Source organism: Alloacidobacterium dinghuense (genome assembly GCF_014274465.1).
GTDB classification, from domain to species: Bacteria; Acidobacteriota; Terriglobia; order Terriglobales; family Acidobacteriaceae; genus Alloacidobacterium; species Alloacidobacterium dinghuense.
Window position 1 is genome coordinate 3909340 of the sequence record NZ_CP060394.1, and the last position, 24901, is coordinate 3934240.

14 protein-coding genes and 1 pseudogene are annotated in these 24901 nt (G+C 54.7%); 9 read left to right on the forward strand and 6 right to left on the reverse strand.

What is annotated here, in order from left to right:
• Positions 1-105: 105 nt before the first annotated feature.
• The 4 genes from H7849_RS16105 to H7849_RS16120 all read right to left on the reverse strand — a co-directional run bounded on the left by H7849_RS16105 (position 106) and on the right by H7849_RS16120 (position 8059).
• Complete coding sequence (locus tag H7849_RS16105; protein WP_186740682.1) at positions 106-3438, reverse strand: outer membrane beta-barrel protein; 3333 nt, start codon at positions 3436-3438, stop codon at positions 106-108.
• Positions 3439-3730: 292 nt separating this feature from the next.
• The gene (locus H7849_RS16110) at positions 3731-5167 is read right to left on the reverse strand and encodes a hypothetical protein (RefSeq protein WP_186740683.1); all 1437 of its coding nucleotides are present in this window, start codon (positions 5165-5167) and stop codon (positions 3731-3733) included.
• A gap of 652 nt (positions 5168-5819) precedes the next feature.
• Entirely contained in the window at positions 5820-6998 is a 1179-nt protein-coding gene (locus H7849_RS16115) for an esterase/lipase family protein (protein WP_186740684.1), read from the reverse strand.
• A gap of 59 nt (positions 6999-7057) precedes the next feature.
• The gene (locus H7849_RS16120; protein ID WP_186740685.1) at positions 7058-8059 is read right to left on the reverse strand and encodes a nucleoside hydrolase; all 1002 of its coding nucleotides are present in this window, start codon (positions 8057-8059) and stop codon (positions 7058-7060) included.
• Between the two features lie 94 nt (positions 8060-8153).
• On the opposite strand from H7849_RS16120, the gene dhaL reads away from it, so the two are divergent.
• The 3 genes from dhaL (at position 8154) to H7849_RS16135 (ending at position 11235) form a co-directional block, all read left to right on the forward strand.
• On the forward strand, positions 8154-9905 hold the full coding sequence (gene dhaL, locus H7849_RS16125; RefSeq protein ID WP_186740686.1) for a dihydroxyacetone kinase subunit DhaL: 1752 nt from the start codon (positions 8154-8156) through the stop codon (positions 9903-9905).
• Complete coding sequence (gene sseA / locus H7849_RS16130) at positions 9902-10741, forward strand: 3-mercaptopyruvate sulfurtransferase (protein ID WP_186740687.1); 840 nt, start codon at positions 9902-9904, stop codon at positions 10739-10741. Before dhaL ends, sseA begins: the two co-directional genes overlap by 4 nt.
• 71 nt (positions 10742-10812) lie before the next feature.
• On the forward strand, positions 10813-11235 hold the full coding sequence (locus H7849_RS16135; RefSeq protein WP_251106311.1) for an MGMT family protein: 423 nt from the start codon (positions 10813-10815) through the stop codon (positions 11233-11235).
• A 137-nt stretch (positions 11236-11372) separates the two neighbouring features.
• Here the strand turns inward: H7849_RS16135 and H7849_RS16140 are convergent, their stop codons facing one another.
• Positions 11373-12248, reverse strand: coding sequence for a hypothetical protein (locus H7849_RS16140; RefSeq protein WP_186740688.1), 876 nt, complete (start codon positions 12246-12248; stop codon positions 11373-11375).
• Between the two features lie 143 nt (positions 12249-12391).
• Here H7849_RS16140 and H7849_RS16145 point away from each other — a divergent pair, with 143 nt between their 5' ends.
• From H7849_RS16145 to H7849_RS16170, 6 genes and pseudogenes are all read left to right on the forward strand, one after another.
• Positions 12392-14872, forward strand: a complete 2481-nt coding sequence (locus tag H7849_RS16145) for a TonB-dependent receptor domain-containing protein (protein WP_186740689.1) — start codon at positions 12392-12394, stop codon at positions 14870-14872.
• Positions 14869-15261, forward strand: coding sequence for an outer membrane beta-barrel protein (locus H7849_RS16150; protein WP_490337725.1), 393 nt, complete (start codon positions 14869-14871; stop codon positions 15259-15261). The genes H7849_RS16145 and H7849_RS16150 overlap by 4 nt, the downstream gene beginning before the upstream one ends.
• Before the next feature lie 108 nt (positions 15262-15369).
• Positions 15370-17045 (forward strand): annotated as a pseudogene (locus H7849_RS16155) (GH39 family glycosyl hydrolase).
• Positions 17046-17098: 53 nt separating this feature from the next.
• Complete coding sequence (locus H7849_RS16160) at positions 17099-19384, forward strand: GH92 family glycosyl hydrolase (protein WP_222439668.1); 2286 nt, start codon at positions 17099-17101, stop codon at positions 19382-19384.
• Positions 19385-19398: 14 nt separating this feature from the next.
• Positions 19399-20754: a glycosyl hydrolase family 28-related protein gene (locus H7849_RS16165; RefSeq protein WP_186740694.1), complete on the forward strand. Its 1356-nt coding sequence runs from the start codon at positions 19399-19401 to the stop codon at positions 20752-20754.
• A 285-nt stretch (positions 20755-21039) separates the two neighbouring features.
• Positions 21040-22413 (forward strand): L-seryl-tRNA selenium transferase, encoded by a 1374-nt coding sequence (locus H7849_RS16170; RefSeq protein WP_186740696.1) that lies wholly within the window; start codon positions 21040-21042, stop codon positions 22411-22413.
• A gap of 99 nt (positions 22414-22512) precedes the next feature.
• Here the strand turns inward: H7849_RS16170 and H7849_RS16175 are convergent, their stop codons facing one another.
• A complete protein-coding gene (locus tag H7849_RS16175; protein ID WP_186740698.1) occupies positions 22513-24693 on the reverse strand; it encodes a winged helix-turn-helix domain-containing protein in 2181 nt (726 codons plus the stop codon).
• Positions 24694-24901: the final 208 nt, after the last annotated feature.

Sequence of the window (24901 nt, forward strand, 5' to 3'; positions counted from 1 at the left end):
GCTTAAGACAAAGTTCCTCCTATTCACATGCGATCCTTTGAGTAGATTTTCATTCGGCGAGTCGTACGGCGCACGCTGATTCCTAGCACACGCCGTACACCCGTTTCAGAAGGTGAAGTGGAAGCCAAGCTGCAGCTGCCTTGGGTTTCCGTTCGTTCCACCGATCTGCCCGAAGTTGGAATCGGAGAGATTGGTGTCAGGGTTCGAATAGTGCGGCGTGTTGGTGAGGTTGAAGGCATCGAGCTGCACGGTGACCTTCATGGACTCATGAATCGTTTCCGACTTTGCGAGCGAAAGATCGGAGTTGTAGTAGCCGGGTCCATGCACTTTGCCCGAGCCCGAGTTGCCGAGCTGGAAGGGTGCGGGCGTGGTGAAGCAACTGGTGTCGAACCATTCCCCCACGGAACCGATGGTCCGGACCGAGGGGCAGGTTACGTTGGCGCGATTCGTTACGCCGCTGCCGAGGTTGTCATACGCGGCATTGAACGTGAGGGGCGTGCCTGACTGCAGCTTGGTGATGGTGCTTAGCTGCCATCCTCCGAGGAACAGTTGCGTTGGCCGAGAAGCATTCGATCCCCATTGCTGGCCGCGTCCGAAGGGAAGCTGGTATATAAGGCTGGCGATGAAGTTCTGTGGAACGTCCGGCGCCTGGTTTGTTCCTTCGCCGCGATTGTAGCGGTCGTCGAGTGGCCACCAGACGCTCATGTCATCGATCTCTTTCGACCAGGTGTAATTTACGCGCCCGACGAGACTGTGGGTGAAGTTGATCCTCATCTCAGCTTGCAGGGCATGGTAGATCGAAGATCCGTCGGCGGCTGCGTAACCAATGTTCGTTGCATATTGATCGCCAGCAGGGTCGAAGTACTGGTATGGCAGGCGCGAGTTAAATGGCGTATCGCCGGGAGGCGGAGTGTTGATGTTGTAACGGCGGAAGAGATGGATGCCGCGCGTTCCCACATACGTCAGGCTGAAGGCCGTGGCATCGGTGATCTTCTGCTGCACGCCGAAGTTCCACGCATAAGCAACATCAGGCTGCATGTTCTTTGTCATGAGACTGACGGAGATGCCGGGCGGTGGTGCGATCGGCGCGTTGGTTGGGGTGGGGATGTATTGCGGCAGACCGGTGACGCTCAGAGGCGTAAGCGGGATGTTTCTTTCCTGAGCGGGATTGGTGAAGACTTCAAAGAACGGGAAGTTGCGCTCGAGAAAGCCGCCGATCGCGCCGAAGTTTCCGGGGAAGTGCGTGACGCCGAATGCGCCTGTGATGGTGGTGTTGCGGCTTCCGGGCGTGTAGGCGAAGCCGACACGCGGCGACCATCCGCCATAGTAGTTATTGACGTTGGGCGCGCGGTTGCTGCCGGTAGCGAAATCGAGGACGCCGTTGGCAAGGTCGAAGTTTGACTGGTGATTGTCCTTATCGACTGCAGGCGTGATCAGGTCCCAGCGCAGCGCGAGCGTCAAAGTTAAATTGCGCCTTACGCGGTATTGGTCTCCGCCATAGATGCCGAGGAGAATTGCGCGAGTCGCGGGATCGGTGGCGACATAGCCACGATCCAGGTAGGAAGGTAGTCCGAGCAGGAAGCTGGCGAACTGGTTGCCGCCTACCGGGTTCACGCAGCTGGGATTCAGGGTGCAGCTGCTGGTGTAGTCGGAGATGTAGGTGAAGTCGCCGTTCTTGTTTGCGTCGGAATTCGTGAGCGATGCCTGCAGGCGGCGGAAGTCCTCGCCGAAGGTGAATGTATGCGCACCCCATACCTTCGTCAGGTTGTCGGTGATCTCGTAGGCGTTGGTGATGCGATGCGAGTTGGTCCAGCCCTGCGAGCCGGTGGATGCAATGTTGCCGATGCTGAAGTTGCCGAAACCGGTTGCACCAAAGGCTGCATCGTTGCCATTCGGTATCCCGACAGCGGTGTTCTCGTTGGTGCCCAGGTCATTGCCATAGTCTTGCGTGTAGAAGCGATTGAAGCCGAAGCGCAGCTCATTGAGCATCGTGGGAGAAAATGTGCGGTTGTAGCCGATGACCGCGTTGTGATTGCGGCTTTTTGCGTTCACATCGCCAATCTGAATAAAGGGCGTGCCTGGTGATGGAGCAGACAGGTCGCGACGCTGATACGATTCGCGGCCGAAGAGGCGGTCTTTTTCGGTGATCTGGTAATCGGCCTTGACGTCGAACTGGTGGTTGTCATCGGGCTCGACCGTATTTGCTTTGTAGTTATTGCTGATGCTCGACTGGTCGGTTGCTGCCGGCCAGATTCTGTTTCCGGAGACCATGTTTGCGGAAACCGGATCGAAACGGCTGGTGGGTATCTGCCAGGCGTCTCCCTGCGGCGTGCTGACGGTTGGGAAAGGCTGTTGCGTCTGGGGATCGTAGATGGGAGCCGGAAACTGACTCTTGAGGAAGGTGCCTTGCGTCATCAACTCGGTTGGCGTGGTCAGGATATAGCTGATGCCGTTGCTCAACAGCAGTCCCTGATAGTCGAGAAAGAAGAAGGCTTTATTCCGGATGATGGGACCGCCGAGCGATCCGCCGAACTCGTTGGAACGGTATGGAGCCTTGGTGGTTGCGCCCCAGTTGTTTGCGTTCAGGAAATCGTCGCGGAAATACTCATAGGCGGAACCGTGAAAGGCGTTCGTGCCGGACTTGACGAAGGCGTTGACTTGCGCTCCGCCATAGGTGCCCACGGTGATGTCTGCGTTGTTGGTGGAGATCTTCATCTCCTGAATGGAGTCGAGTGGAGGGGTCACGTTGATAAAGGCGTTCAGCAACTCCATATTATTTACGCCATCCAGCGTGTAGGTGGTGCCGCCCCAGGGCATTCCGTTGACGCTGGCGGTGATGGAGCCGAAAGATCCGGCGCCAGCCGCTGCCTCAGGCGCACTGCCGAAGCCGGCTGCGACCGACCCGGGAACTGTCTGGACTAATTGGGAAAAGACACGCCCATTCAACGGTAGGGTGGTCACTTCCTGGCTACTGAGCACTTCTCCCAATGACGAACTGGTTGTGTCGATGAGGGCGTTGGCAGCGGTCACTGTCACGGACTGGTTGGCGGTGCCGACTCGCAGCGTAACCGGGAGCGGGGTGCTGTTATCGACGGTCACGACGATCCCATTGGAGATCGTCGTCTGCATCCCCGGCGCTGAAATCTCCACCTGATAGTTTCCGGGCGGCAGATTGTCCGCCCGGTAGTCGCCTCGGGAGTCGCTTGCTGTATTGAAGCTTAGCCCGGTGTCCTGGTTGGTGATGATCACACTGGCGTTCGCGACAGCCGCGCCAGAGGAATCGGCTACCGTCCCGACAATGCGTCCGCTTACTCCTTGCGCGAGCATATATGGGGCGGCAGCCAAAACACCGAGAAGCGCGAATATTCTCCACGCGCCTCTAGCTGCGTGCATCAAGTTGCTTACTTTATGTCGGCGGCATTTGTCTTGAAATCTCATTTTGACCTCCTACCTCGTCGTCTTGCCATTGGCCTTCCAAAAACAGCTGCAACGCTAAAGATCAAGATGTAGAGTGCGCCAGTTACCCAGGGGATACCAGACAGCGTCATCCTGCATTTTCCTCAACATTCCATTACGTTTCATCGCTGTTACAGGGCACGTTACATGCGTCCGGAAAGGCTTTATTGCCCCTTAGTCGCAGCAAACGGCGCATGCGCTGACCAGACTTGGCTCGGGAACTGGACGCGACGCGAGATGGACTGTGGCGAATATTCTGAAGCCAGATTGAGGTTTAATGCGAAGGAATGGCGGCCTCGGGCTCGGCTTTTGCGGGGTGAAGCCGGTGAACGGAAATCAGGTCAGCGCCTAAAACCTGATAGCCCTTTGCTAGCTGGACGCGTACGAGTGCCTGGAACGGCAAAAGTTCTTTTCCGCTACCCATCCCATCGAGGACGCTATTCAGGCGTTCGACTCCATGCTTCGAGGTGACAAACATGGCTGCACCTTCGGTGCCTTTTGTATCGAGACCGCCAACAATGGCAATCCACCGCCCGGGCGTGACACCAGGAGCGATAGTGATCAGGCTGTAGTCTGTTGTCAGAACCTTGCTCGTCTGATCGCGCTCAGTGCCATAGGTTGATTTCTCTCCATCCACGGGATGAGCATCCAGAATCTGGGCTCGCCATTGCTCGTGGTGCTGGTCTGGATTGCTGTAGCTGAAGTCACCGGCTGCCATCAGCTGAGCGACGGCAGGATTCTGGAAGGGCGATCCCAAAAGGATCACGTTGTGCTGGTTCAGGTCATCGGGCGTCACATCGCGGCTGGACTTCATGATCGGTTTCGCGCCCATCCGCCCAAGCAGGCCTGCCAGCATACCGACTGCCTCAAGCTCTCCGGTGCCGGTGTATCCGTTCTCGTAATAAAGCTGGCCCGCCTTGGCAACAATGTCCGGGTTTGCAGCAAATTCGTGCGCCACATGAGGATCGACCAACGCGCCTCGGCTGTCGATGGCCCCATGCCGGAACCGGAAGAGATCGTTTGAGTCGTCCAGCAGAAAGACTGCGTCGGGATATGCGATTACGGGCGAGGCATCGTTGCCGAGAAAGCGCGCCCAGAAGGATTCCACTATCCCTTCATTGGGAACCGCTACCGCGGCTCCGGTTACGCTGAAGCGTTTGTCGGCTCGCGAAGCGCCAAACCAATAACCAAGAGCGATCATCGCGACAGCCGTGAGCGCCGCTACAAGGAACCCCCATACCGATCGAGTCGGCTGCGCTTCCTGTACCGTTATCTTCTCGGTCGCCGTTTCGGTGGCGTCGTCCACCGCGGGTTCAGGCTCGTTCAGGGCCGGAAGAGAAGCGGGCATCGCTTCAAAAGTGGGAACGTAGTGCCCCTTCGGGAACTGGATCAGGACTAGATCCAGTTGGCCTTCGACGTCGTAATACTCCTTGAGCTTGACTCTGAGCCGGTGACTTTGCACCCGCACGATCGGATCCAATTTGGGATCAAAGTCAGGCTTGCGGCCTAGTGCCTCGACACCTATCGTGTATTCCTTCAGGCTCTCGGCTGCGCCTCCGATCGTCTTGTCGGTAAGAAACTGAAACAGCAGCTGCAGTGTTGCAGCATTTCGGAAGGTCGTGGACTGAACTACCCGACGAACCTGCTCTTTGCAATCTTCGATCGATGGCTCATTCGCAGGTGCATGAGCCAATGCATCGACGTTTGCCAAACCGCTCCTCAAAATCTTCCTCGAAAGGCCAAATCCTAGCATCTGGTGGAAAAGGGAGCAACCCAGCACCGTCCCTAGGCGTTGGCAATCACCTCGATGATAATCCAGCAGCCTATTGAATCCAATCAACTTGTAATTGCCAGCACCTCTGCGTCATGACTGGAGAGAACACGCCAGATACACTCACTTAGTCCGCGAGTGGTGTTGGATCGGACTGTTGAGATTCATGGTGAAAAACGCGCTTCTCGGAAGTAGTCCGGCAGGCAGATCCAAATGGTATTGGTGACGAGGCCTTGAACTCATCAATGGAGCACCACGTTCATCTTTGACTGGCAAACTACCGGATCGAGACTCCCATGCTTGACTCCGCACAGTAACCCCCGAGGGTTTTCGCGGACATACTGTTTCGCTTGAAGAAGAGGCGCATCACCTCATCGAAGTTCACGCAGACTGTCCACGGATTGGGATGACGATCGGTATCGATCTTGGAGATAGCTGGAGCCATTACTGCACTCTCAACGAAGATGGCGAAGTCGTCGATCGCGGTCGTTTCCGGACCACACCCAAGCTAAGCCAGCCACCGGAGTGGCGGTTCGCTCAAGCATACACGAGGTAACCAATGGTACTGATGGACACGCTTATACGACCAGGCTCAATTCGATGGCTCGCGCACTGGTACTTGGCGGTCGATAGAAAACTCAACCTTCAAGGATGCGCGAGCGGTCCCGAGGCAAACGAGAAGCTTCTTAGCTGGCCCGCTGAATCCGTACTGAACATGCGCCACTCCGTCCGGGTCGATCCTGATAACGACCGGCGGGTTCACATCCCGAAGATCCATCATGTCGACCAGGGAGGCCGTTGCCGCAGTCACTTTTTCGTGCATTGTGCTGTCGAGAGCTATCGGGACTTGCAGGTCGGGATTCGCGTTGCTTCGACCACAGCCAGCCTCCAGGCCCGCGATCACATTGTCTCGAGTGACAACTTGTTCTTCGAGGATCGGGTTGTCGCGGTACACGCGGTAAAAAAAGTCATAGGCACTTGATGTCCGGTCCAGAGGCCGGACCATGTGCAGGTGATCGGCATGGATCTCCTGCGGCGGCGTGGTCACATCGCATCCATAAGTCGCACTGAAGTAGCTGACCACGCGGGCATGGGTCTTGAGATAGCGGCCAAATCCGTTTTCCGGAGTTGTGTCTTCGGATTCATAAGCGCAGAACCGATGAATGCCATTTACGGAATCATGCCCTCGCCAGTTGTTTTCCAGTTGAGTCAGGAATGCATTATTGCTGGCATCGCTGAGATCGTTGAGGAGCGGGTCCTTGTCATAGATGGAAGCAATTCGGGCGATCGGCGAGCCCTCGTGCGGCGTCCCATACGACACGATGAACTTGACTCTCGCTGCCTCCGCAGGATGTCTCAACAGCATCTCTTCGACAAGAATGCCGCCCAGACTATGCGCGATGAAAACCACCTCGCGATGCTCCCAGACATGATCCTGCTTGAGATGCGTCCAGAGGATGTCGGCCAGCTGCATACTGGACATCCGGCCATTCGACGCCGGCGTGGGATACTCAGCAACCTCAACATCAGAATAGGCGAAGCGCGGGTCTGTGCGAATCAAATCCGGCCAATAGGCGCCATTCGAAGCCCGCCAGGATTCGCGGCTCCCATGAAGGCCATGCACAAAAACAATGACCCTTGCCCGAGGGGCCACTTGCGTTTGGTTTTGTTGCAGAGCAGCTTGGGAAAACGAAGCGGAAGCGTGAAATAGGATGCAAAGGGCGACCAGAACATAATTGATCTTCTTGCCCATCCGACAGTCTCTGCTCATTGGAACCTGTTATCTAGGATAAAGGCGGCGCCCCCGAAATGTAATCCACGCCTCAGCCGTCATGTTGCGAAGGACTGTCGATTCTCCGGTCTCAGAGCAGCGATCAGTTCCGCCTTCCATCCAGGCACATCCAGCTTCCAGCAAATCTCGACTTTTTGGTCCCTCTGCGTGACGTCGCTCCAGACAACAGAATTCCTTGAGTCGGCGGCCACACCGAGCCGGTCGACTACAGTCATTCCCCTGGTCAGGTCGCTCTTGCACTCGATCGCCACATAATGAGGGCTTACCTCAAGTTTGAGCTTGGGATCGAGCAAAACGGCCATGGCTACAGGATCCGGCAAAGAGATGCCGGTCTCACCCGTCTGCGCAAGATATGCTGTCGCGGCCGTGCTGTTTGCACGGATGGCAAATTCTGCCAGTGGTGTTTCGAACGCCAGCACTTCCTGAATCTCACGCTCATTCAGCACCGCATCGAAGCGCGCTAGCTGCCAGCCGATCATTTCGATGGGCGCGCCGGACGCGAAAACCGCTCGGGCAGCTTCAGGATCGACCCAGATATTGAACTCCGCAGCAGGAGTCACGTTGCCTTCGCAGCATGGCGCCCCACCCATCACGACACATCGGCTTATCGAATGTGCGATCGTGGGGCAGCGCTCCAGCGCCAATGCCAGGTTTGTAAGGGGTCCCAGCGTAATGATCTCGATTCCCGGCGTCGACTGAACAGCGGCGACAATCGCGTCGACAGCATCTCCGGAGGCCGTTGCATGCACAGAGGGTGCATATCCGTGGTCGCCTAGTCCATCTTGTCCATGGAACCAGTCAGCCGTCTGAAGTTCACCCTCCAGCGGCTTTGCGGCGCCGCTGAAGACTGGAACCTCCGCGCCGCATAGCTCCACCGTGAAGAGTGCGTTTCGTGTCGCCTGTTCTACTCTGACGTTACCAGCGACAGTGGTAATGGCTTTGACCTCAACTCTGGACGAACGCAGAGCCATGATCAACGCGACAGCATCGTCGGATGCCGTGTCAGTGTCAATAAGAATAGGTCGCCGATGAGGGTTCATCTCACTTCATAATATTTGGCTGAGAAATCTCCGCAAAGCTCTCGGAGCGGGTCCGGCCGCGATGTCAGCCACTCCCTATATAGTGGTTGGCGTCATGAAAAAGTTCATCAATCGCCCCGAAAATGTCGTGGAGGAGATGCTCGACGGTTTATCCATACTTCATCCGGGGATGCGCCGATTGTCAGGACATAAAGTCATAATTCGCGCCGATGCCGAACAAGCTCGAAATCATCAGGTAGCGATTATCTCTGGAGGCGGCAGCGGACATGAACCGGCACATGCTGGCTATGTCGGAAGGGGCATGTTGAATGCCGCTGTCGCCGGTGAGGTTTTCACCTCTCCCAGCAGCGATTCAGTCTTCGCCGCCATTCAAGCCGTCTCGGGAGAACGCGGTGCTGTTCTCATCGTCAAGAACTATACCGGGGATCGGTTGAACTTTGGTCTAGCCGCAGAAATGGCGCGAGCTGAAGGCATTCCAGTGGAGATGATCATTGTGGATGATGACGTCGCACTCAAAGAAACAGGGCAAGCGACAGGTGCGCGGGGTTTGGCCGGCACGGTTCTTGTTCACAAGCTGGTGGGAGCAGCCGCCGCCGAAGGCAAGACCCTTGCCGAGATCGCGGCATTGGGCAGAGAGGCAATCCAGGCACTCGGAACCATGGGTGTTTCGTTCTCGGCTGGAACTTCACCTGCTGTGGGAAAGCCTAGCTTCGAACTCGGCGCAGATGAAATGGAGCTCGGCCTGGGTATCCACGGCGAACCCGGCGTCGAGCGAACCAAAATCAAGAATGCAGACCAACTGATCGAAACCTTGCTGCAAACAATTCTTGGGCATAGCAAATTTGGGGATGAGAAACGCGTTGCCGTCATGGTGAATAATCTCGGTGCAACGACAGACATGGAACTTGCGATTGTTTCCCGCCATGCTCTTCGTTTTCTCGAAAGCACGGCGTACACCGTCGAGCGAATCTACGCAGGAACATTTCTCTCGTCTCTTGATATGGCTGGCATCTCAATTTCTGTTCTTGGCATAAATGATGTCAGGCTGGGCTGGCTCGATGCCACAACCACTGCTCCAGCGTGGCCGAATGTGCTCAGGCAGCGCCCGGGAATAATAGCAGATCAAATCAAGCAAAACGTTGATGTCAGCACGTCCTCTCGGACCGGCAGTGCAGTGCAGACTGAGATGGGGCAGATTGTCGGGCTGGCCATAGAAGCCGCTTGCCAGGCTCTGATTGAAGCAGAACCCGAGCTGACTGAATTGGATCGCATTACCGGAGACGGAGATCTGGGCGCCAACATGAAACGTGCGGCCCTGGTCGTTCGTAGCAAAGTAGAGTCATATCCGCTCGATAACATCTCCGAGACGTTGAGAGCGTTGGGACAAACTCTGCGACGCGAGTTGGGCGGGTCATCAGGACCTCTGTACGCGGTGCTCTTTCTCCGGATCGGGAATGTTCTGGCAGGGTCTGGCTCAACGAACGCTGCACTGTGGATCGAAGCGCTCGATCAAGGATGCCGAGCAATAAGCGAATTGGGTGGCGCTATGCCTGGCGATCGAACCATGTTGGATGCACTCGATCCTTTTGTAAAATCCCTGAAGAAAGTCGAAGGAGGTCTATCGAGAGAAACTCTTTTGCTTGCGATCAAAAGCGCGGAACAAGGTGCTGACTCTACTGCCCAAATGAAGCCACGATTAGGAAGATCGAGTTACCTTGGGGATCGCGTACTCGGTCATCCTGACCCTGGAGCGAAGGCGCTTGCGATCTGGCTACGCGCTGTTTGCGAAATATTAGCTGATCCCCACCAGAAAACACATACGCGAAAAAGCAGGCAGGCACAATGAATCCTCTCGTCACCACATCTTGGCTGGGTCAACATCTCCGTGATCCTGGCGTGGTCGTCCTTGATGCTACGTTGCCTCCTGTCGGTATTACGCCGGCAATAGACACCTATGCCCGTTATCTCGCACAGCATATTCCCGGCGCAGTTTTCTTTGATATCGAGAAGCTCTCGGATCACTCCACATCGCTTCCCCACATGCTGCCAACCCCTGAGTCCTTTTCTCGGAGCATGTCAGCTCTCGGTGTCGGTGACCAGATGACCATCATTGTCTACGAGCAGGAAGGTGTCTTCTCTGCTCCGCGCGCGTGGTGGATGCTGCGTGCATTCGGAGCGCTGGATGTACATATACTTGACGGTGGTCTTAGCGCCTGGATCGAAGGCAACCTTCCCATAGACGCAGGCCAGGTTGAACGAGAATCAGTTCCGTTCCATGCCAATCTGGATCAGAGTGCTGTAAAGGACTTCGCCGAGATTCGTCAATTGATTGCGGAACACGCACAGATTCTGGATGCACGCTCTTCCGGCCGCTTTTCTGGCAAGATGCCTGAACCCAGACCCGGAATAAGCTCTGGCCATATGCCCGGAGCTACAAATGTGCCTTTCACTGAATTACTTAAAGATGGTCGACTAAAATCCGTTATCGAACTCAGCGAATACTTCGCCACCAAAGGTGTGGACATCGCGCAGCCTATTACCACAACCTGTGGCTCAGGCGTTACTGCGGCTGTGATTGCACTCGCTCTCACGGTTGTGGGAGCACAGCAAGTCAGTTTGTATGATGGATCCTGGGCTGAGTATGCACAGCGCCCGGAAGCAGTCATCGAAAGAAATGCTTAGCTCTCTATATACCAACACCCGTAATCAGGACTACCCCCTAAGGCAATGCGGAACTGTTAAGGAGAAGACAGATGCGTTCGATCGCGAAATCAAGCCGAAAATCGTTGATGAGCCACTTCGCGGTCGATCAACTATCAATACAGCAAGCCACACGGAGACTCCTGCGTGATGCATCGCGACCAGAACAGCAGCGCGATCTCGCGTTTCGTCGCATGATCCTCTCGATCCCGGCTGGCAAGGTGAGCACCTACGGCAAAGTTGCCGCCGCCGCTGGTTATCCGCGCTACCACCGTGCTGTGGCCCGGCTTCTGCGTACAGATCCGCCCGATCAACTACCTTGGCATCGCGTATTGGGCGCAGGAGGCGAGATCAAGTTGCATGGAACAGCCGCACGGGAACAACAGGCGCGCCTCAAGTTGGAGGGCGTTAGGTTTAAAGGTGAGAGGGTGGATATGGAACGATTTGAGCATTCCATCAAACCTTGGGAGGTCTAAGCGTGAATGAGTCGTTCATTCCACCATATCCATCAATCGAGACTGACAGTCAGTGAATGAAGGCCTAGCGGATGGCGCCGCTAGGGAGTGTATGGCACGCCTCCACATTAATGTTGATGGGAGAGCCCGCCATCATTTTAAGACGCAGCAACAGCTCGAAGTTCCGCGGCGGTCCCAGGGGTGGAAATTCCGCAGGCCTTAAGCGCTTCGGATAGACGAGGCAAGTCAGTCACAAGCTTCCCGGCAGCTTCCGTGCCTTCAGCGCTGGCTCCAGCCAGAAGCAATACATGTCCATTCTGGTCAGGGTTTCGGACGAGACCAATGATGGCGTAGGACTGACCGGTGGCCCACCCTAATCCCGTAGGTACATACTCTGCCTGTTCATGCGGTCCGGGATGGATATTCCGAATGATTTCCTGTCCAGATACAGGATCGTAAGCGAAACGGAAATTCATCTGATCGCTGAAAAAGGCATACCAGGGATTCGACCGGGGACTGCCCAGAAGTATCAGGTTGTCGTCAGTTTGGAGATTAGCTAGCTCCACACTCCGCGCTGAATGGATCTCAATTTTTCTTGAATTTTCCTGGGCAAGCTCCGCGATGCTGACAGCGATCGGAGTATCGACGAGAGCTGCTTTGTTTCCATGAAGCAGGATATTGCAGAGCTGGTTGACCTCGCGCGACAACTTTTCCGGGTGAGGAATGTAGTTGCGGTTCGCATAATCGGAAACAGACAACTCCTGGCCAGTGTATCCCTGTATCTCGGCAATATCCGGATCGCTGGTGATGAGTTGCAGCGGGCGCGGAGAGTTATAGAGCAGCGACCATGGCAGCATGGACGATGCTGCGTTTGGCTTGTGGCTGAAGCCGCTCCAAAAACCGAGCCAGAGTAAGACGTTGGCAACTGTGAGCACCAATCCTAAGGCAAGCCATTTCCGGCGGTTCCAGGAATGCACGCTGCCATCAACGACACGACGCACTGCGTCTTCCGCGGAATTTGCCACAACTGCCAATGGCGCAATCTCCGCAGCGGGATTTTCAGTCAGTTGGGCCGGTTTCTCCTGAGCAGTTGCTTCGGTTGCAGCCTGATCCGGCTTCTGTGGAAGGTCGCGAGTGATTTCCGGAATATAGGAACCGAGCGCAGATCAATGGCGGCATGGCCAATACCAGCAATGTTCTTCTAGACGGAGCGACGCAGGCTAACAGTTCCTCGGGCGATCTCGCTTACACGCCGCCGCTCGAATCAGTTGGTGAACTAAAGCTCATTACAAACAACTATTCAGCGGAATACGGTATGTCCGGCGGCGGTGTAGTCACGGCAGCATCCGAAGCAGGAACAAATACCTATCACGGCAGTGCGTACGAATATGTTCGCAATACCGATTTCAATGCCAATGGGTGGTATCCGAACCACGTCGGACAAAAACGCAGCACCTATCACGAAAACAACTATGGCTTCAGTCTTGGCGGCCCGTTGTCGATCCCCAAGGTCTATAACGCCAAGAATAGAACATTCTTCTTCCTCAACCTTGAATGGGACCCGCAGAGCACGCCCGATATCTTTACCGGCAGCGTTCCTACTCCTGCCATGCGCAACGGCGATTTTTCGGGGCTGGTCGATCAGAACGGAAACCAGATCACGCTCTATGACCCGAATACGACGACGCTGGTTCCCGGCACATCCAATACCTGGACCAGAAGCCCGTTTCCCGGAAATATCATCCCTGCCGACCGCATCAATAACCCGATTGTGCAGAAGACGCTCAGCTATTATCCCCTGCCGAATACGACTGGCGTGCAGGGCATCTACAACAACTTTGTCATCACGCCCACGCGAAAAACAACGCAAAATACATTCCTGGCGCGCGTCGACCAGAACTTCGGCAGTAAACACAAAGCCTTCGTCACAGTGGGGCGCCATGCTTACACAGGCATCACTCCCTCGGTGAACATTGCATTTCCCCAAACCGGAACCAATGGCGATCCAGGCGGCGCGACTAACACGGCATGGACTGGCACAATCAGCGACACATGGACGATCAAGCCTAACCTGCTGATCGAGTTTCGCGGAAACTTTGTACGCAGTTTCTTCGGCACACTCGTGCCAAGCCAGGGTTTCGATGTGTCCAACCTCGGGTTCTCAAGCTCCTTTGTAGATCAGACAGAGAGTAAAGTATTCCCCCAACTCGGTATCTCCGATGACAGCCCCTTAGGCATTCAGAACTCAGCAGTAGATGCGGACACGGAAGGCAGCTATCAGGGACAAGCTCACCTTACATGGGCGACCGGACCGCACACCATAAAAGCAGGGTTCGAGTACAGGTTTGTCTTCTTCAACCAGTTCCGCCCGCTGAACCCGGCAGGGTACTTCACTTTCGGAAGAGCCTACACGCAGGGGCCTGACCCAGCGAGCGCAACGGCCAACGCAGGATGGGGATTCGCTTCCTTCCTGCTCGGCGCACCCGATGGCGGATACACCACAAAAGACGCTTCGGCAACCTCCTCGCAAAAGAACATCGACGGTTATGTGAACGATGACTTCAAAGTGACGAACAATCTAACGCTCAACCTGGGTCTTCGTTACGACGTGTTGACCGGCTGGACCGACCGCTACAACAAGCTGACTTGGTTCGATCCCACAGGACCTGATCCTGTCACCAGCCTGCCGGGCGTTGTGCAATTCGCGGGAGTAAATGGAAATCCGCGAGCGGAGAACGACACGGATTATACGAACTTCGCCCCGCGTCTCGGATTTGCATACAAACTCGGAGACAAGACCGCAATACGCGCAGGTTACGGTCTCTTCTGGGTCACAAACAGTGACGGCAACGTAGCCGGCACCGGATACCAGGTAAGCACGAACGTTTACACGGGTCCTCCGGTAGCAGCTCCGAATACGCCGCCGGCTGGCGCGACCATTTCCAATCCATTTGTTGCTGGATATCTGCCATACCCTGCTCCAGCAAGCTCGCTGGTCGGCCAGGGCATCGGGGCGCCGTTCCGTCCAGGCACGCTCCCGAATCATCAGGACTGGAACCTGAGCGTCCAGCGTTCGCTCACCGGCAATACAGTACTTACCGCCGCCTATGCCGGATCACGTGGCGAGCACCTCTGGTACAACCTGGATCAAAACTCTGCGCCGATTACGGATTTAAGCCTGGGATCAAAACTTACGCAGCAGGTGGCAAATCCGTTCGCGGGTGAGTTGCAAGGCCAACTGGGCGCACCTACAGTTGCGTATAACCAGTTGCTCCGTCCATTTCCGCAGTACACAGGAGTGAGTTGGTATCACGATCCGATAGGCGACTCCTACTATGACGCATTCACCTTACAACTCCAGCATCGAGACGATCGTCACGGTTTGTATCTGCAGGGCTCATACACTTTCAGCAAAGGGATCAACGATATCCCGGAGCGTTATGCAGGTCGCGGCGGTTCGATTGTCGATCCGACGAACCTTGGCCTCTCCCGCGCAGTTGCAGAATACGACCGACCGCAATATCTGGTTGTGAACTACATCTATCAGCTTCCTTTCGGGCATGGTCATCAAATGCTGGGCACGGGAGCAATCGGGAACGTCATCGGCAATTGGCAGTGGAGCGGTGTAACTACCTTCGGCTCCGGGCTTCTGTTGTGATCACAGTTCCAGACAATACCAACCTGCCAGGAATCGGCGCCGTGGCCGACAGACTGCATGATCCTCATCTCCATAATGGAGCGCAAAATCCTGAGAAATGGTTCGATACCTCGGCGTATGCCATCCCTGCCGCATATACAACAGGAAATGGCAACCGCAACGAACCGAACCTTCGCGGACCCGCCTATGGCAACTGGGACATGAGCTTGGACCGCAAGCAGCAATTCGGCGAACGCGTAAGTTTCGAACTACGCTTCGAGGCGTTCAACGCATTCAACAATCGGAACCTCGGTATGCCGGACGGCTCAATTACGGATGGCACGTTCGGTCAGATCACGAGCAGTGGCCAACCGCGCAATCTGCAAATCGGAGCGCGCCTGGCCTTCTAACGAAGAACGATTAGCGATGGAGGCGAGCTTATCGGTCCGCCTCTCCATCAAATTGAATCAACCCCTCAGTCTCTATCTACAAATACTGAATCACTATACGGACAAATAATGCGCTGGAAATCTTCGTTCGTTGTTGGCAGCTTGATCTGCGGTTCTCTTGTGGTGTGTGTCTCCGGTCAAACCAAAAGCACTTATTCAAATGATGCAAGCACGGCAATCCATCTCTCGGTAGATGCAAAAGGGAGCGGCAAACCGCTGGTTCATTTCTGGAGCAAGGTTGTCGGCGCTGGTCGCGCGAATGAAGGGCTCCGCTCAACCTGGCAGGAAGAATTGGAGATGGCAAAGGAGCGTGCTGGTTTTCAATATGTCCGCTTCCACGGCATCTTTCAAGACGATATGTTCGTTTATCGCACGGAAACCCAATCTATAACTTCCAATATGTCGATGACCTTTATGACAGGATGCTGGCAAAGGGAGTGCGTCCGTTCGTCGAACTAAGCTTCTCCCCCGCTCCGCTGTCGCCAGTTCACAACACGACATTCTGGTGGCGGGCGGATGGAAGTCCCCCCTCCGACTATAAGAAGTGGGCCGATTTAGTGCAGGCATTTGTTAAGCACTGCGTCGATCGATATGGCATCGAGGAAGTCCGACAGTGGTACTTCGAAGTGTGGAATGAGCCGAATCTTTACCAGTCATTCTTTCGCGGCGGATCACAGCAAAAGTACTTCGAACTCTACAAAATCACCGCAGAATCCGTCAAAGCAGTCGATCCGCAACTCCGCGTCGGCGGTCCGGCCACCAGCAACTTCAACATGGATGGCGATGCGATCAAGAAAGCACAGACAACCGGCAAACCCTTCGATCCGCTCAGCATTCCGTGGCGGCCGGTATGGATCGATGATTTTCTTCGCTATTGCCACGAAAACAGCCTGCCTGTCGATTTTGTATCGACGCATCCCTATCCGCAGGACTTCGCGATTGACGAGCCGGGAATGCCAAAAGGCAAAGGCTTCCGGCGAAGCATCGATTCCACGCGCGACGATTTGCGCACCATGCGAAGAATCATGGATGCGAGCCCCTATCCTAAAGCGGAGATTCACCTGACAGAATGGAACTCCAGCCCCTCGCCCGTGGATCACTCGCATGATTCACTGGCAGCCGCAACATTTGTCGCAAAAACGAATCTCGAGTCAGTTGGCTTGGTCGACTCACTTTCTTATTGGACGTTCACGGACGTCTTCGAAGAGAACAGAAATACAGATTCGATCTTCCATGGAGGCTTTGGCCTGATTAATTACCAGGAGATCCCCAAGCCTGCCTTCCATGCTTATCGATTTATGAATAATCTGGGAGATGAATTGCTTGCGCAAACCGTCGGCGGACTGGTCTCACGCGACAGCAAAACTGGACGCATTGCCGCTGTCTTCTACAATTATCCACCCGAAATGAAAGTTTCTTTGCCAGTTAGTAATACTTTGGCCGAGGCCGATCAGATCGACAACAGCGGAAGCCCGCGCGATCTTACCTTCCACGTTGACCATCTGCCTGCCAATGCTTCTTTTCTGATTGAGACACTGGATAAGGAACACGGAGACGCGGTCGCGGAGTGGGTGTCCATGGGAAAGCCGGAGCCGCCGAATCAAGAACAGACTGCTGTGCTGCGGAAACTTGCCTGGGATACAAAAAAGCGGGTTACTCAGGCCAACGAAGCGGGAGAATTGAACGTTAAGTTGAAACTTGACGCGTGGTCTGTAGTTCTAGTCAAGCAAATGAACAACGAATAGCCGCAAACGTTCTGGAACTCAGGGGTGGGAAGGCTTAAAGAATGATCCAAACTGTGAAACATAGATACGCATTCATCCTTGCAGCACTGCTTTTCTACTTGCAGACAGAAGGTCAGCACACAAAAGAGCCGGTAGATTATGTGTCGCCTAATATAGGCGGCATTGGGCAATTGCTTACGGCAACGATTCCGTATGTTCAATATCCGCACGGAATGGCAAGGTTGGCTCCCATTACAACGCCTGGCATTACTGATCGCTACCTTGCCGATAAAATCTACGGCTTCCCGGCAGGCCCGGCGATATTAATGGCTTCCGTCGGCGGCGACAGCAGTGTACATACGCAGGATTGCGCTTCAGATTTCGACCATGATTTTGAAGTATCTACGCCGTATTACTATGCTGCCGATCTTCAAACCTGGAATATAAAAGCCGAGCTGACAGCCACCATGCAGGCGGCTTATTACCGGTTCACCTTCCCTGCCAGTGCTCATGCGCATCTTGTGCTGAACATGAAGGATCATGCCGAATTCACAGTTGTCGGAAGCAATGCAGTGGAAGGGAGCGAAAAGGTCATTGGCCCTGTCGGCGAGCTTTCCGGCAATGCAGGTGAGACGAGAGAGTATTTTTATGCGGAATTCTCGAAGCCTTTTCCATCCTATTCGACGTGGCAGGGCAATGATGTTGGTCACGAAGAGAAGCGTTCTGGCGACTCACTTGGATTTGTAACTGACCAGAGAACAAATGACGGCGAGCAGATTGAGGTTCGAGTCGGAATCTCGTATATCAGTACAGAACAAGCGCGGCGTAATCTCGAGCGCGATATTCCCCAGTGGAACTTCAACCAGATAAAAACCAACGCTCAGGTCGTATGGAATAAGGCTCTTGGAGCCATGGAAGTTCAAGGCGGCAGCGACAGGCAACGCACGATTTTCTATACCGCTTTGTATCGCTCACTCGGCCGTATGACAGATATCACCGAGGATGGCAAATATTTCAGCGGGTACGATCACGCTGTCCATAACGCTGAGGGACACGATTTCTATATCGATGACGGTATCTGGGATACGTATCGTTCTCTGCATCCGCTGCAGCTTTTACTTGACGCAAGGCAGCAGGAAGACATGATCCGTTCCTACCTGCGGATGTACCAGCAGAGCGGATGGCTGCCATCCTTTCCGTCAGTGGCCGGAGATCAGGAGGTCATGATCGGCCATCACGCGGCATCTCTGATTGCAGATGCTTATTCCAAGGGATATCGCGACTTCGACCTGAACCTTGCCTACGCGGCGATGCGGAAGAACGCGACTGAGGCAACGATGCTTCCCTGGCGGCGCGGACCGTTGACAAGCCTCGACAAGGTGTATTTCGAGAAGGGATTTTTTCCAGCACTGGCAAAGGGCGAGGCAGAAACTGTGTCAGAGGTTACGGGCGAGCGGCGCCAGGCCGTCTCCGTCACACTCGAAAATGCATATGACGACTGGTGTGTCGCCCAGATTGCAAAAGCACTTGGCAAACAACCCGATGCAGAATATTTCACCAAGCTGGCGCACAATTATCAGATCGTCTTCAATCGCGACATCGGGTTCATGGCTCCAAAGAGCGCAGATGGTGAGTGGGTAGCGGACTTTGATCCAAAGCTCGGCGGAGGACAAGGAGGACGCGACTACTTCACCGAAGTCGATTCATGGATCTATACCTACAGCGTGCAACATGATGTCGCGGGCCTGATTCAACTCATGGGCGGCCGCGATTCATTCAACAAGAAGCTGGATCAGCTCTTTGTAGAACAATATGGGACTTCGAAGTTCCATTTTCTCGATCAATTTCCGGATGCAACCGGGCTTGTCGGCCTTTATGCACAGGGAAACGAGCCTAGCTTCCATATTCCCTACCTTTATGACTTCTCGGGCCAACCTTGGAAGACACAGCGGCGCGTTCGTCAACTGATGGATGTCTGGTATGGTGATGGGCCGCTTGGGATTCCGGGCGACGACGATGGCGGCGCAACTTCATCCTGGTATGTTCTGAGCGCCGTTGGCTTTTACCCTGTTTGTCCTGGCAGTCCTGTCTATGAAATCGGCAGCCCTCTTTTTGCCCGAAGCACAATCCGTCTGGGCAATGGAAAGACGTTTCAGATCATCGCAAATCACGTCTCTGACCGCAACAAATACATCCAGTCAGCTACGCTGAACGGGAAGCCCCTTAATAAGCCATGGTTTGAGCATGCTGATATCGCCAACGGCGGCACACTCATTCTTGAAATGGCTGACCAGCCGAACCTGCAATGGGGCAGCTCTCCAGCGGCTGCTCCACCTTCCATGTCGAATCAAGCAGAGTAACTCGAAGGTTATAGATGAATTTTGAGAGCAATACTGAAGCAATTGTGAAGGGTGCCGGAATGTCATCGCGCAGGCGTCTTTTGTCGATGGGTGCGGCTACAGGTCTTGCAGCGCTTGTCGGTACTTCGAATCCCGCGTACGCTGCTTCTACAGGAAACGAAACTAGAGACTTCATCAACGTAAGAAATTACGGGGCAAAGGGAGACGCAGCCACCGATGATACGGCTGCATTTCAGCAATTCTTCGATGCTGCGAGCAAGGCCGGCGGAGGCACAGTGTATGCTCCTCCTGGCCGATACTTATTTCGCGGAACCCTGATCGTGCCACAAGGAGTAACGCTGCGTGGCTCGTTTACTTGTGTGCCTTCGCATAATGGGATTCGAGATAAGGGGCAGCCGAAACCCGGCGATGATGGGACCGCGCTTTTTGTAGTGTCAGGTCGCGGAAGCGACGATGGACCGCCATTCCTTATGCTGAATACAAACAGCTCGGTCTGCGGCCTGACTATCTATTATCCGGAGCAGGAGCTTGACAGCGAACCCGTCGCGTATCCGTGGACGATCGCGATGCGCGGCAAGAATCCGGCGGTTTTTGATGTCGAATTGCTGAATCCGTATCAGGTGATCGATGCAAGCCAGAACGAGCGCCATAACATACGCAATGTCACTGGGCAGCCTCTTCGTCGCGGCATCTGGGTAGACGCTATTTACGATATTGGGCGCATCGAGAATGTTCATTTCAATCCATGGTGGAGTTCTCACACCAAGGTTTATCAATGGCAGACACAGAACGCGGAAGCTTTCATTTTCGGCCGCTCCGATTGGGAGTATGTGCTGAACACATTTAGCTTTGGTTACCGTGTCGGTTACAAATTTGTCGAAACATCGACCGGTGGCTGTAACGGGAACTTTCTCGGCATTGGAGCCGACGACTGCAATCGCGCCATTCTCGTTGAGCAGGCCGCGCCGTATGGGCTCCTTATCGCGAATGGCGAATTTACATCGTTCCACGGCGACGATCCCACGATGGTAGAGGTCGGATCAGCCAATAAAGGAGTCGTTCGCATCAGCAATAGCGCGTTCTGGGGGCCGTGCAATCAGATTGCAAAGATTCATGGCCAGGGTACGGTCGGATTCAGCGACTGCACATTTGTGCAATGGGGGAAAGAAGGAGACCAGGCTGCGATCCAGGCCAATTCCGGCAGCATTGTGATTCAAGGTTGCGAGTTCCGACAGAACAAACAGCATATTGCGCTAGGCAAAGAAGTGGATCGCGCAGTTGTTATTGGGAATCTTTTTTCCGGTCCAGCCAAGATACAGAATGATTCAGGCACGAGTGCACAGATAGGTTTCAACGCGGCGTCTGCCTGAGAACAAACGATGAAAAGACCAACCAGTTGCTCATCGTCCGTGATCGCTATCAAATCGGACACCAAGTAACCAGATAAATAACGCCAACAATTCTCGCGTGAGGATCTCCTGACGCTGTTCCGCATGATTTGGACTGGACTCCGGCATTTCATTCGTCGAAAACGGTCGGATGGTCGGCATCGGATGGTCGGCATTGCATTAATTTCTTCAGTTGCCTGTGAACCGCCCCAAGCCAAGCGTGGAAATGTAAGAATCTTAACGGAGATCATCAGAGGGAGTTTACACATGATTTTGAAGTCGAAATGGAACCGTCGCTCGTTTTTGTCCGCACTTGGCACCCTCGGAAGCACCCTCTTTGCACCTGCGGAAATCTTCGCTGCAAAGAAGACAAAAGAATCCGCTCAGTCTCCGATCGACGGCAGCCCGATCGTCCCCATCACCAGTGGGCTCGGCTCTACAGGAGACGTGTACGCAGAACTGGGCGTCAAACCATTGATCAATATTGTCGGCACAGTGACGGTGATTGGTGGCTCCGTCATGAGGCCCGAGGTTATGGAACTGATGCGACAAGGCAACCAGCACTTCGTGATGATCAACGACCTGGAAGTGGCTGCGGGCAGATACATCGAGAAACTCTGCAAGACTCCGCCAGGATATACAGGACTGGTAACAGGTGGCGTGGCGGCGGGCTTGGTCGTTGCCTATGCGGGCATGATGACGGAAGATCTCGAGCCTCGTATCAGGGTCTGTCCGGATGTGACAGACTTTCCCCGTACCGAAGTCATCATCCAGAAGGCGCACAGGAATCCCTTCGATCATCAGATTCGGCAAACCGGAGCAAAGCTGATCGAAGTGGAGACGCAAGAGCAGATGATCAACGCCATCAATCCGAAAACGCTGGCCATTCACTTTACCAACATTCTTTCAGATAAGGGCCAGGTGAGCGGACCAGAGACCGTGGCAATTGCAAAAGCGCATAACCTCTACACCTTTAACGATGCCTCTGCCGATGTGCCTCCGAAGGAGCGGCTGTGGGAGTATCCAGCGGTGGGCTTCGACTTTGTAGGCTTTAGTGGCGGCAAAGATATCTGCGGCCCGCAAGCTTCGGGCATTCTCATCGGCAAGGAGCAACTCATTCGCTGGGCGCAGCTGAACATGAGCCCACAGGAAGATCGAATCGGACGCTGCTGCAAGGTGGGCAAGGAAACGATCTTTGCACTGCTGAAGGCTCTCGAGCTGTTCGTCAACCAGGACTACGATGCGGTGCTGCGCATGTATGACTCGCGGGCGCAGGTGATTTCAGATGCAATGAAGAAATTCGGTGTAACGGCATGGCCGAGAGAATTCAACGCCCAGGCACTAGGCAACGTAACGCCTTATTACAGTTGGCAAATCGACCAGACCAAGCTGAAGATTACCGGGCACGAAGTAATGCAGCAGCTCGCTGATACGAAACCGATTGGAATCGGCAGCATGGGGGCAGGAGCAAGCGGGATGCGCGGGCGCGATCCCAATGCTCCGGCACATCCGCCAGAGCAGCACCGGCGACCCGCCGATCCGACCCGCTTTGGCTTCGCCATGTGGCAACTCAAAGACGGAGAAGACAAGATCATCGCCGACCGGCTGCTAGAGATCTTCAGCCAGGCCCCAAAGGCATAGACTGAGAATGGTCTAAGAGTCGGTTAATTTGCGCAACGATGCCAAAACCTCACCCGCTGCGGCCGGAGTGCCGGGCGTAGGAAGTCTTCTCTAAACACCTTAATGTGCGCCCGGCGCAGCGAATAGCTCCCGTTCCCGTATGTACGTCGAATAAATATTTGCTGTCGACATGCTGGCATTCACGAGTGGCGCATTGCTGGGCGTGTTGCCGGCAAATTGATACCCTAAGACATCGGCAAAGTGCAAATCGCTGAGGTCCGTGACGTGCTCTAGCTTGCCATCCGGCACGGTTACGCGAAAGATTGCCTGACTTCTCTGCACGTACGTGTGAAAGAAAAGAGACTTGCTGTCAGTTGCCCAGACGGGATCGGCTGCACTCTGCTGACACAACAACCGCCAACTCTGCGTGGTTGTGTCATAGAGCATCACTCTCATCATGTCGAGCGAAAGGGCAGCGATATACCTGCCGTCTGGCGACCAGCGTGGACTGAACAATCCCTGCGATCCCGGAATCGTAGTGACTTTCCCAGAAGCTACGTCCACCAGAGAAATCGCCTTTGATTCAGCGGTCTCTCCCATCAGGGCCGGCACTCTGCCAAAGACAATCTCACGGCCGTCCGGCGACCAATCCGGGTCGGCCTCATTACGGTCCTCATGAAGCAGGCGATGAAGGTTTCCTCCGTCCGAGCCGATCAGAAAGACCTGCCAGACTTTACCTGGTTCTCTGGCCATGAAAGCCAGTTCGCTGCTATCAGACGACCACTGCATCATGAAAACTTCCATCGGCGATGTGGTCAGTTGCACCTGCTCCGAGCCATCGATACGGCTGCGCCACAGGCTGTTATCGCCGGTGCTGATCCAGGCCATCCATTTGCCGTCGCGAGAGAAGGCAACACGGTTGGCGGTGCGAAGCCTTTCGCCGAAAGGCAGGAAGCTCTTACTTGGCGGCGAGTATTCCATCAGCTCGGAGCGTGTGTCGGTTCCGATGAAAAAAATTCGATTTCCCGATCGCGAAGTAATCGGCGCCTGATAATCCAGCGGGCCGAAGGTCAGCTGGACAGGTGAGCCACTTTGCGCACGAAGCATCCATATGTTGTTGCTGCCGTTATGCCGGGATTGGAAAACGAAATATTTGCCGTCGGCGGTCCAGCTTCCACAACACTCGCTTGCAGTAATGTTCCAGCCCGCCAGAAGCTGATGCGGATTCTCCCCGTGTGAGCCTAACTCCCAAAGCGAAGTCGTATGCGTATCAGAATTCAGGAGTGTTAGGCGCAGGGAGTTGCCATTGGGCGCCCAGCGCATCCAGAATGCTCTTCCGTGGAGCGTAGCCAAACGTTGCGGCGACTCGCCGTTTTCGCCGACCAGCCATAAGCCATCGCCGTTCGCATAAAGAATGTGAGCTCCATCGGGCATCCATGTGGCATCATGCGCTAATACTCCAGAAACCTGCCGTGCTGCGCCGCCAAGTGTCGGCACAATCCACAAAGCCTGTTCTGCTTCGGCTGAGATATGATTGCGGATCAATAGCTTCGATCCGTCCGGGGAGATGTCTCCTAGTAGTGGTGCAACGATCTCGTCTGGTAGCGTCAATGTCGAGGTTTTGCCATTAGCGATTAAGGCTTGCGCCAGAGTTATGCGCCCGTTCTCAAGTTCTGGGAAGTAGACCCGCACGCCATCGGTAACTGTCACCGGAAGGTCTTCGAGGAAGGTGTCGCCAGGAGAAACGCGGCCGGAGGAAGTCACGCGGGAAATCTGCAAGGATGGCACTTGCGTCCGGCTGACCGCCCAGAAAACGCCGACTCCTACAGCGATCCCTGCAAGCCCGCAAATGCTGAGCACCAACCAGCCTGGGACAGAAGAACGAGCTTTCTTTTCTGTCTGCAGTGGAGTTTCTGCCTGAGGTAAACGTTCTGGCAATGGGACATGAGCAGCCTGTGGTGGCGCAAACGAAACAGGAGAGATGAATCTGTACCCGCGCTTTGCCAGCGTTTCGATGAAGCGCGGGTTTTCGGCCGAGTCGCCCAGGGCATCGCGGATCTTATTGATTGCGGTTCCTAGGCCATGCTCAAAATCCACAACCGTGTTTTTGCCCCAGAGGCGCTCCTGAAATTCTTCACGTGAAACTACTTCTCCGGCATTCAGCAGAAGGATGGAGAGCACCCTGAATGGCTGCGCCTGAAGCCGAACGCGTATGCCTGATCGGTAAAGTTCGCCGGTCCTTAAATCTGCCTCGAAGAGGCCAAAGTGAACCTTCGATCCGGTCTTTGCCGCTGTCGACATACTTCCCGCGGTGATGCGCCCTTTCTGAGTTTGTAATATTCCTCGTTCAGAGGCAAATCAGACCTTAAGTTATTGACGAAATAATTTCGCAAACGATTCATTATTCAGCATTTATTTGTCTAACTCCCGGTGAAGCAAAAAGGACCCTCTGTGCATTGCCAGTCGTATCAGAAAAGTCTTCAAGTACTCGGTGGCTCGCACCTCGCTT

Excerpts from the sequence above, each read along its gene's own strand:
- H7849_RS16105 (WP_186740682.1), bottom strand. The coding sequence starts at position 3,438 with ATGAGATTTCAAGACAAATGCCGCCGACATAAAGTAAGCAACTTGATG.
- H7849_RS16115 (WP_186740684.1), bottom strand. The coding sequence starts at position 6,998 with ATGAGCAGAGACTGTCGGATGGGCAAGAAGATCAATTATGTTCTGGTC.
- H7849_RS16120 (WP_186740685.1), bottom strand. The coding sequence starts at position 8,059 with ATGAACCCTCATCGGCGACCTATTCTTATTGACACTGACACGGCATCC.
- dhaL (WP_186740686.1), top strand. The coding sequence starts at position 8,154 with ATGAAAAAGTTCATCAATCGCCCCGAAAATGTCGTGGAGGAGATGCTC.
- sseA (WP_186740687.1), top strand. The coding sequence starts at position 9,902 with ATGAATCCTCTCGTCACCACATCTTGGCTGGGTCAACATCTCCGTGAT.
- H7849_RS16135 (WP_251106311.1), top strand. The coding sequence starts at position 10,813 with ATGCGTTCGATCGCGAAATCAAGCCGAAAATCGTTGATGAGCCACTTC.
- H7849_RS16145 (WP_186740689.1), top strand. The coding sequence starts at position 12,392 with ATGGCCAATACCAGCAATGTTCTTCTAGACGGAGCGACGCAGGCTAAC.
- H7849_RS16165 (WP_186740694.1), top strand. The coding sequence starts at position 19,399 with ATGAATTTTGAGAGCAATACTGAAGCAATTGTGAAGGGTGCCGGAATG.
- H7849_RS16170 (WP_186740696.1), top strand. The coding sequence starts at position 21,040 with ATGATTTTGAAGTCGAAATGGAACCGTCGCTCGTTTTTGTCCGCACTT.
- H7849_RS16175 (WP_186740698.1), bottom strand. The coding sequence starts at position 24,693 with ATGTCGACAGCGGCAAAGACCGGATCGAAGGTTCACTTTGGCCTCTTC.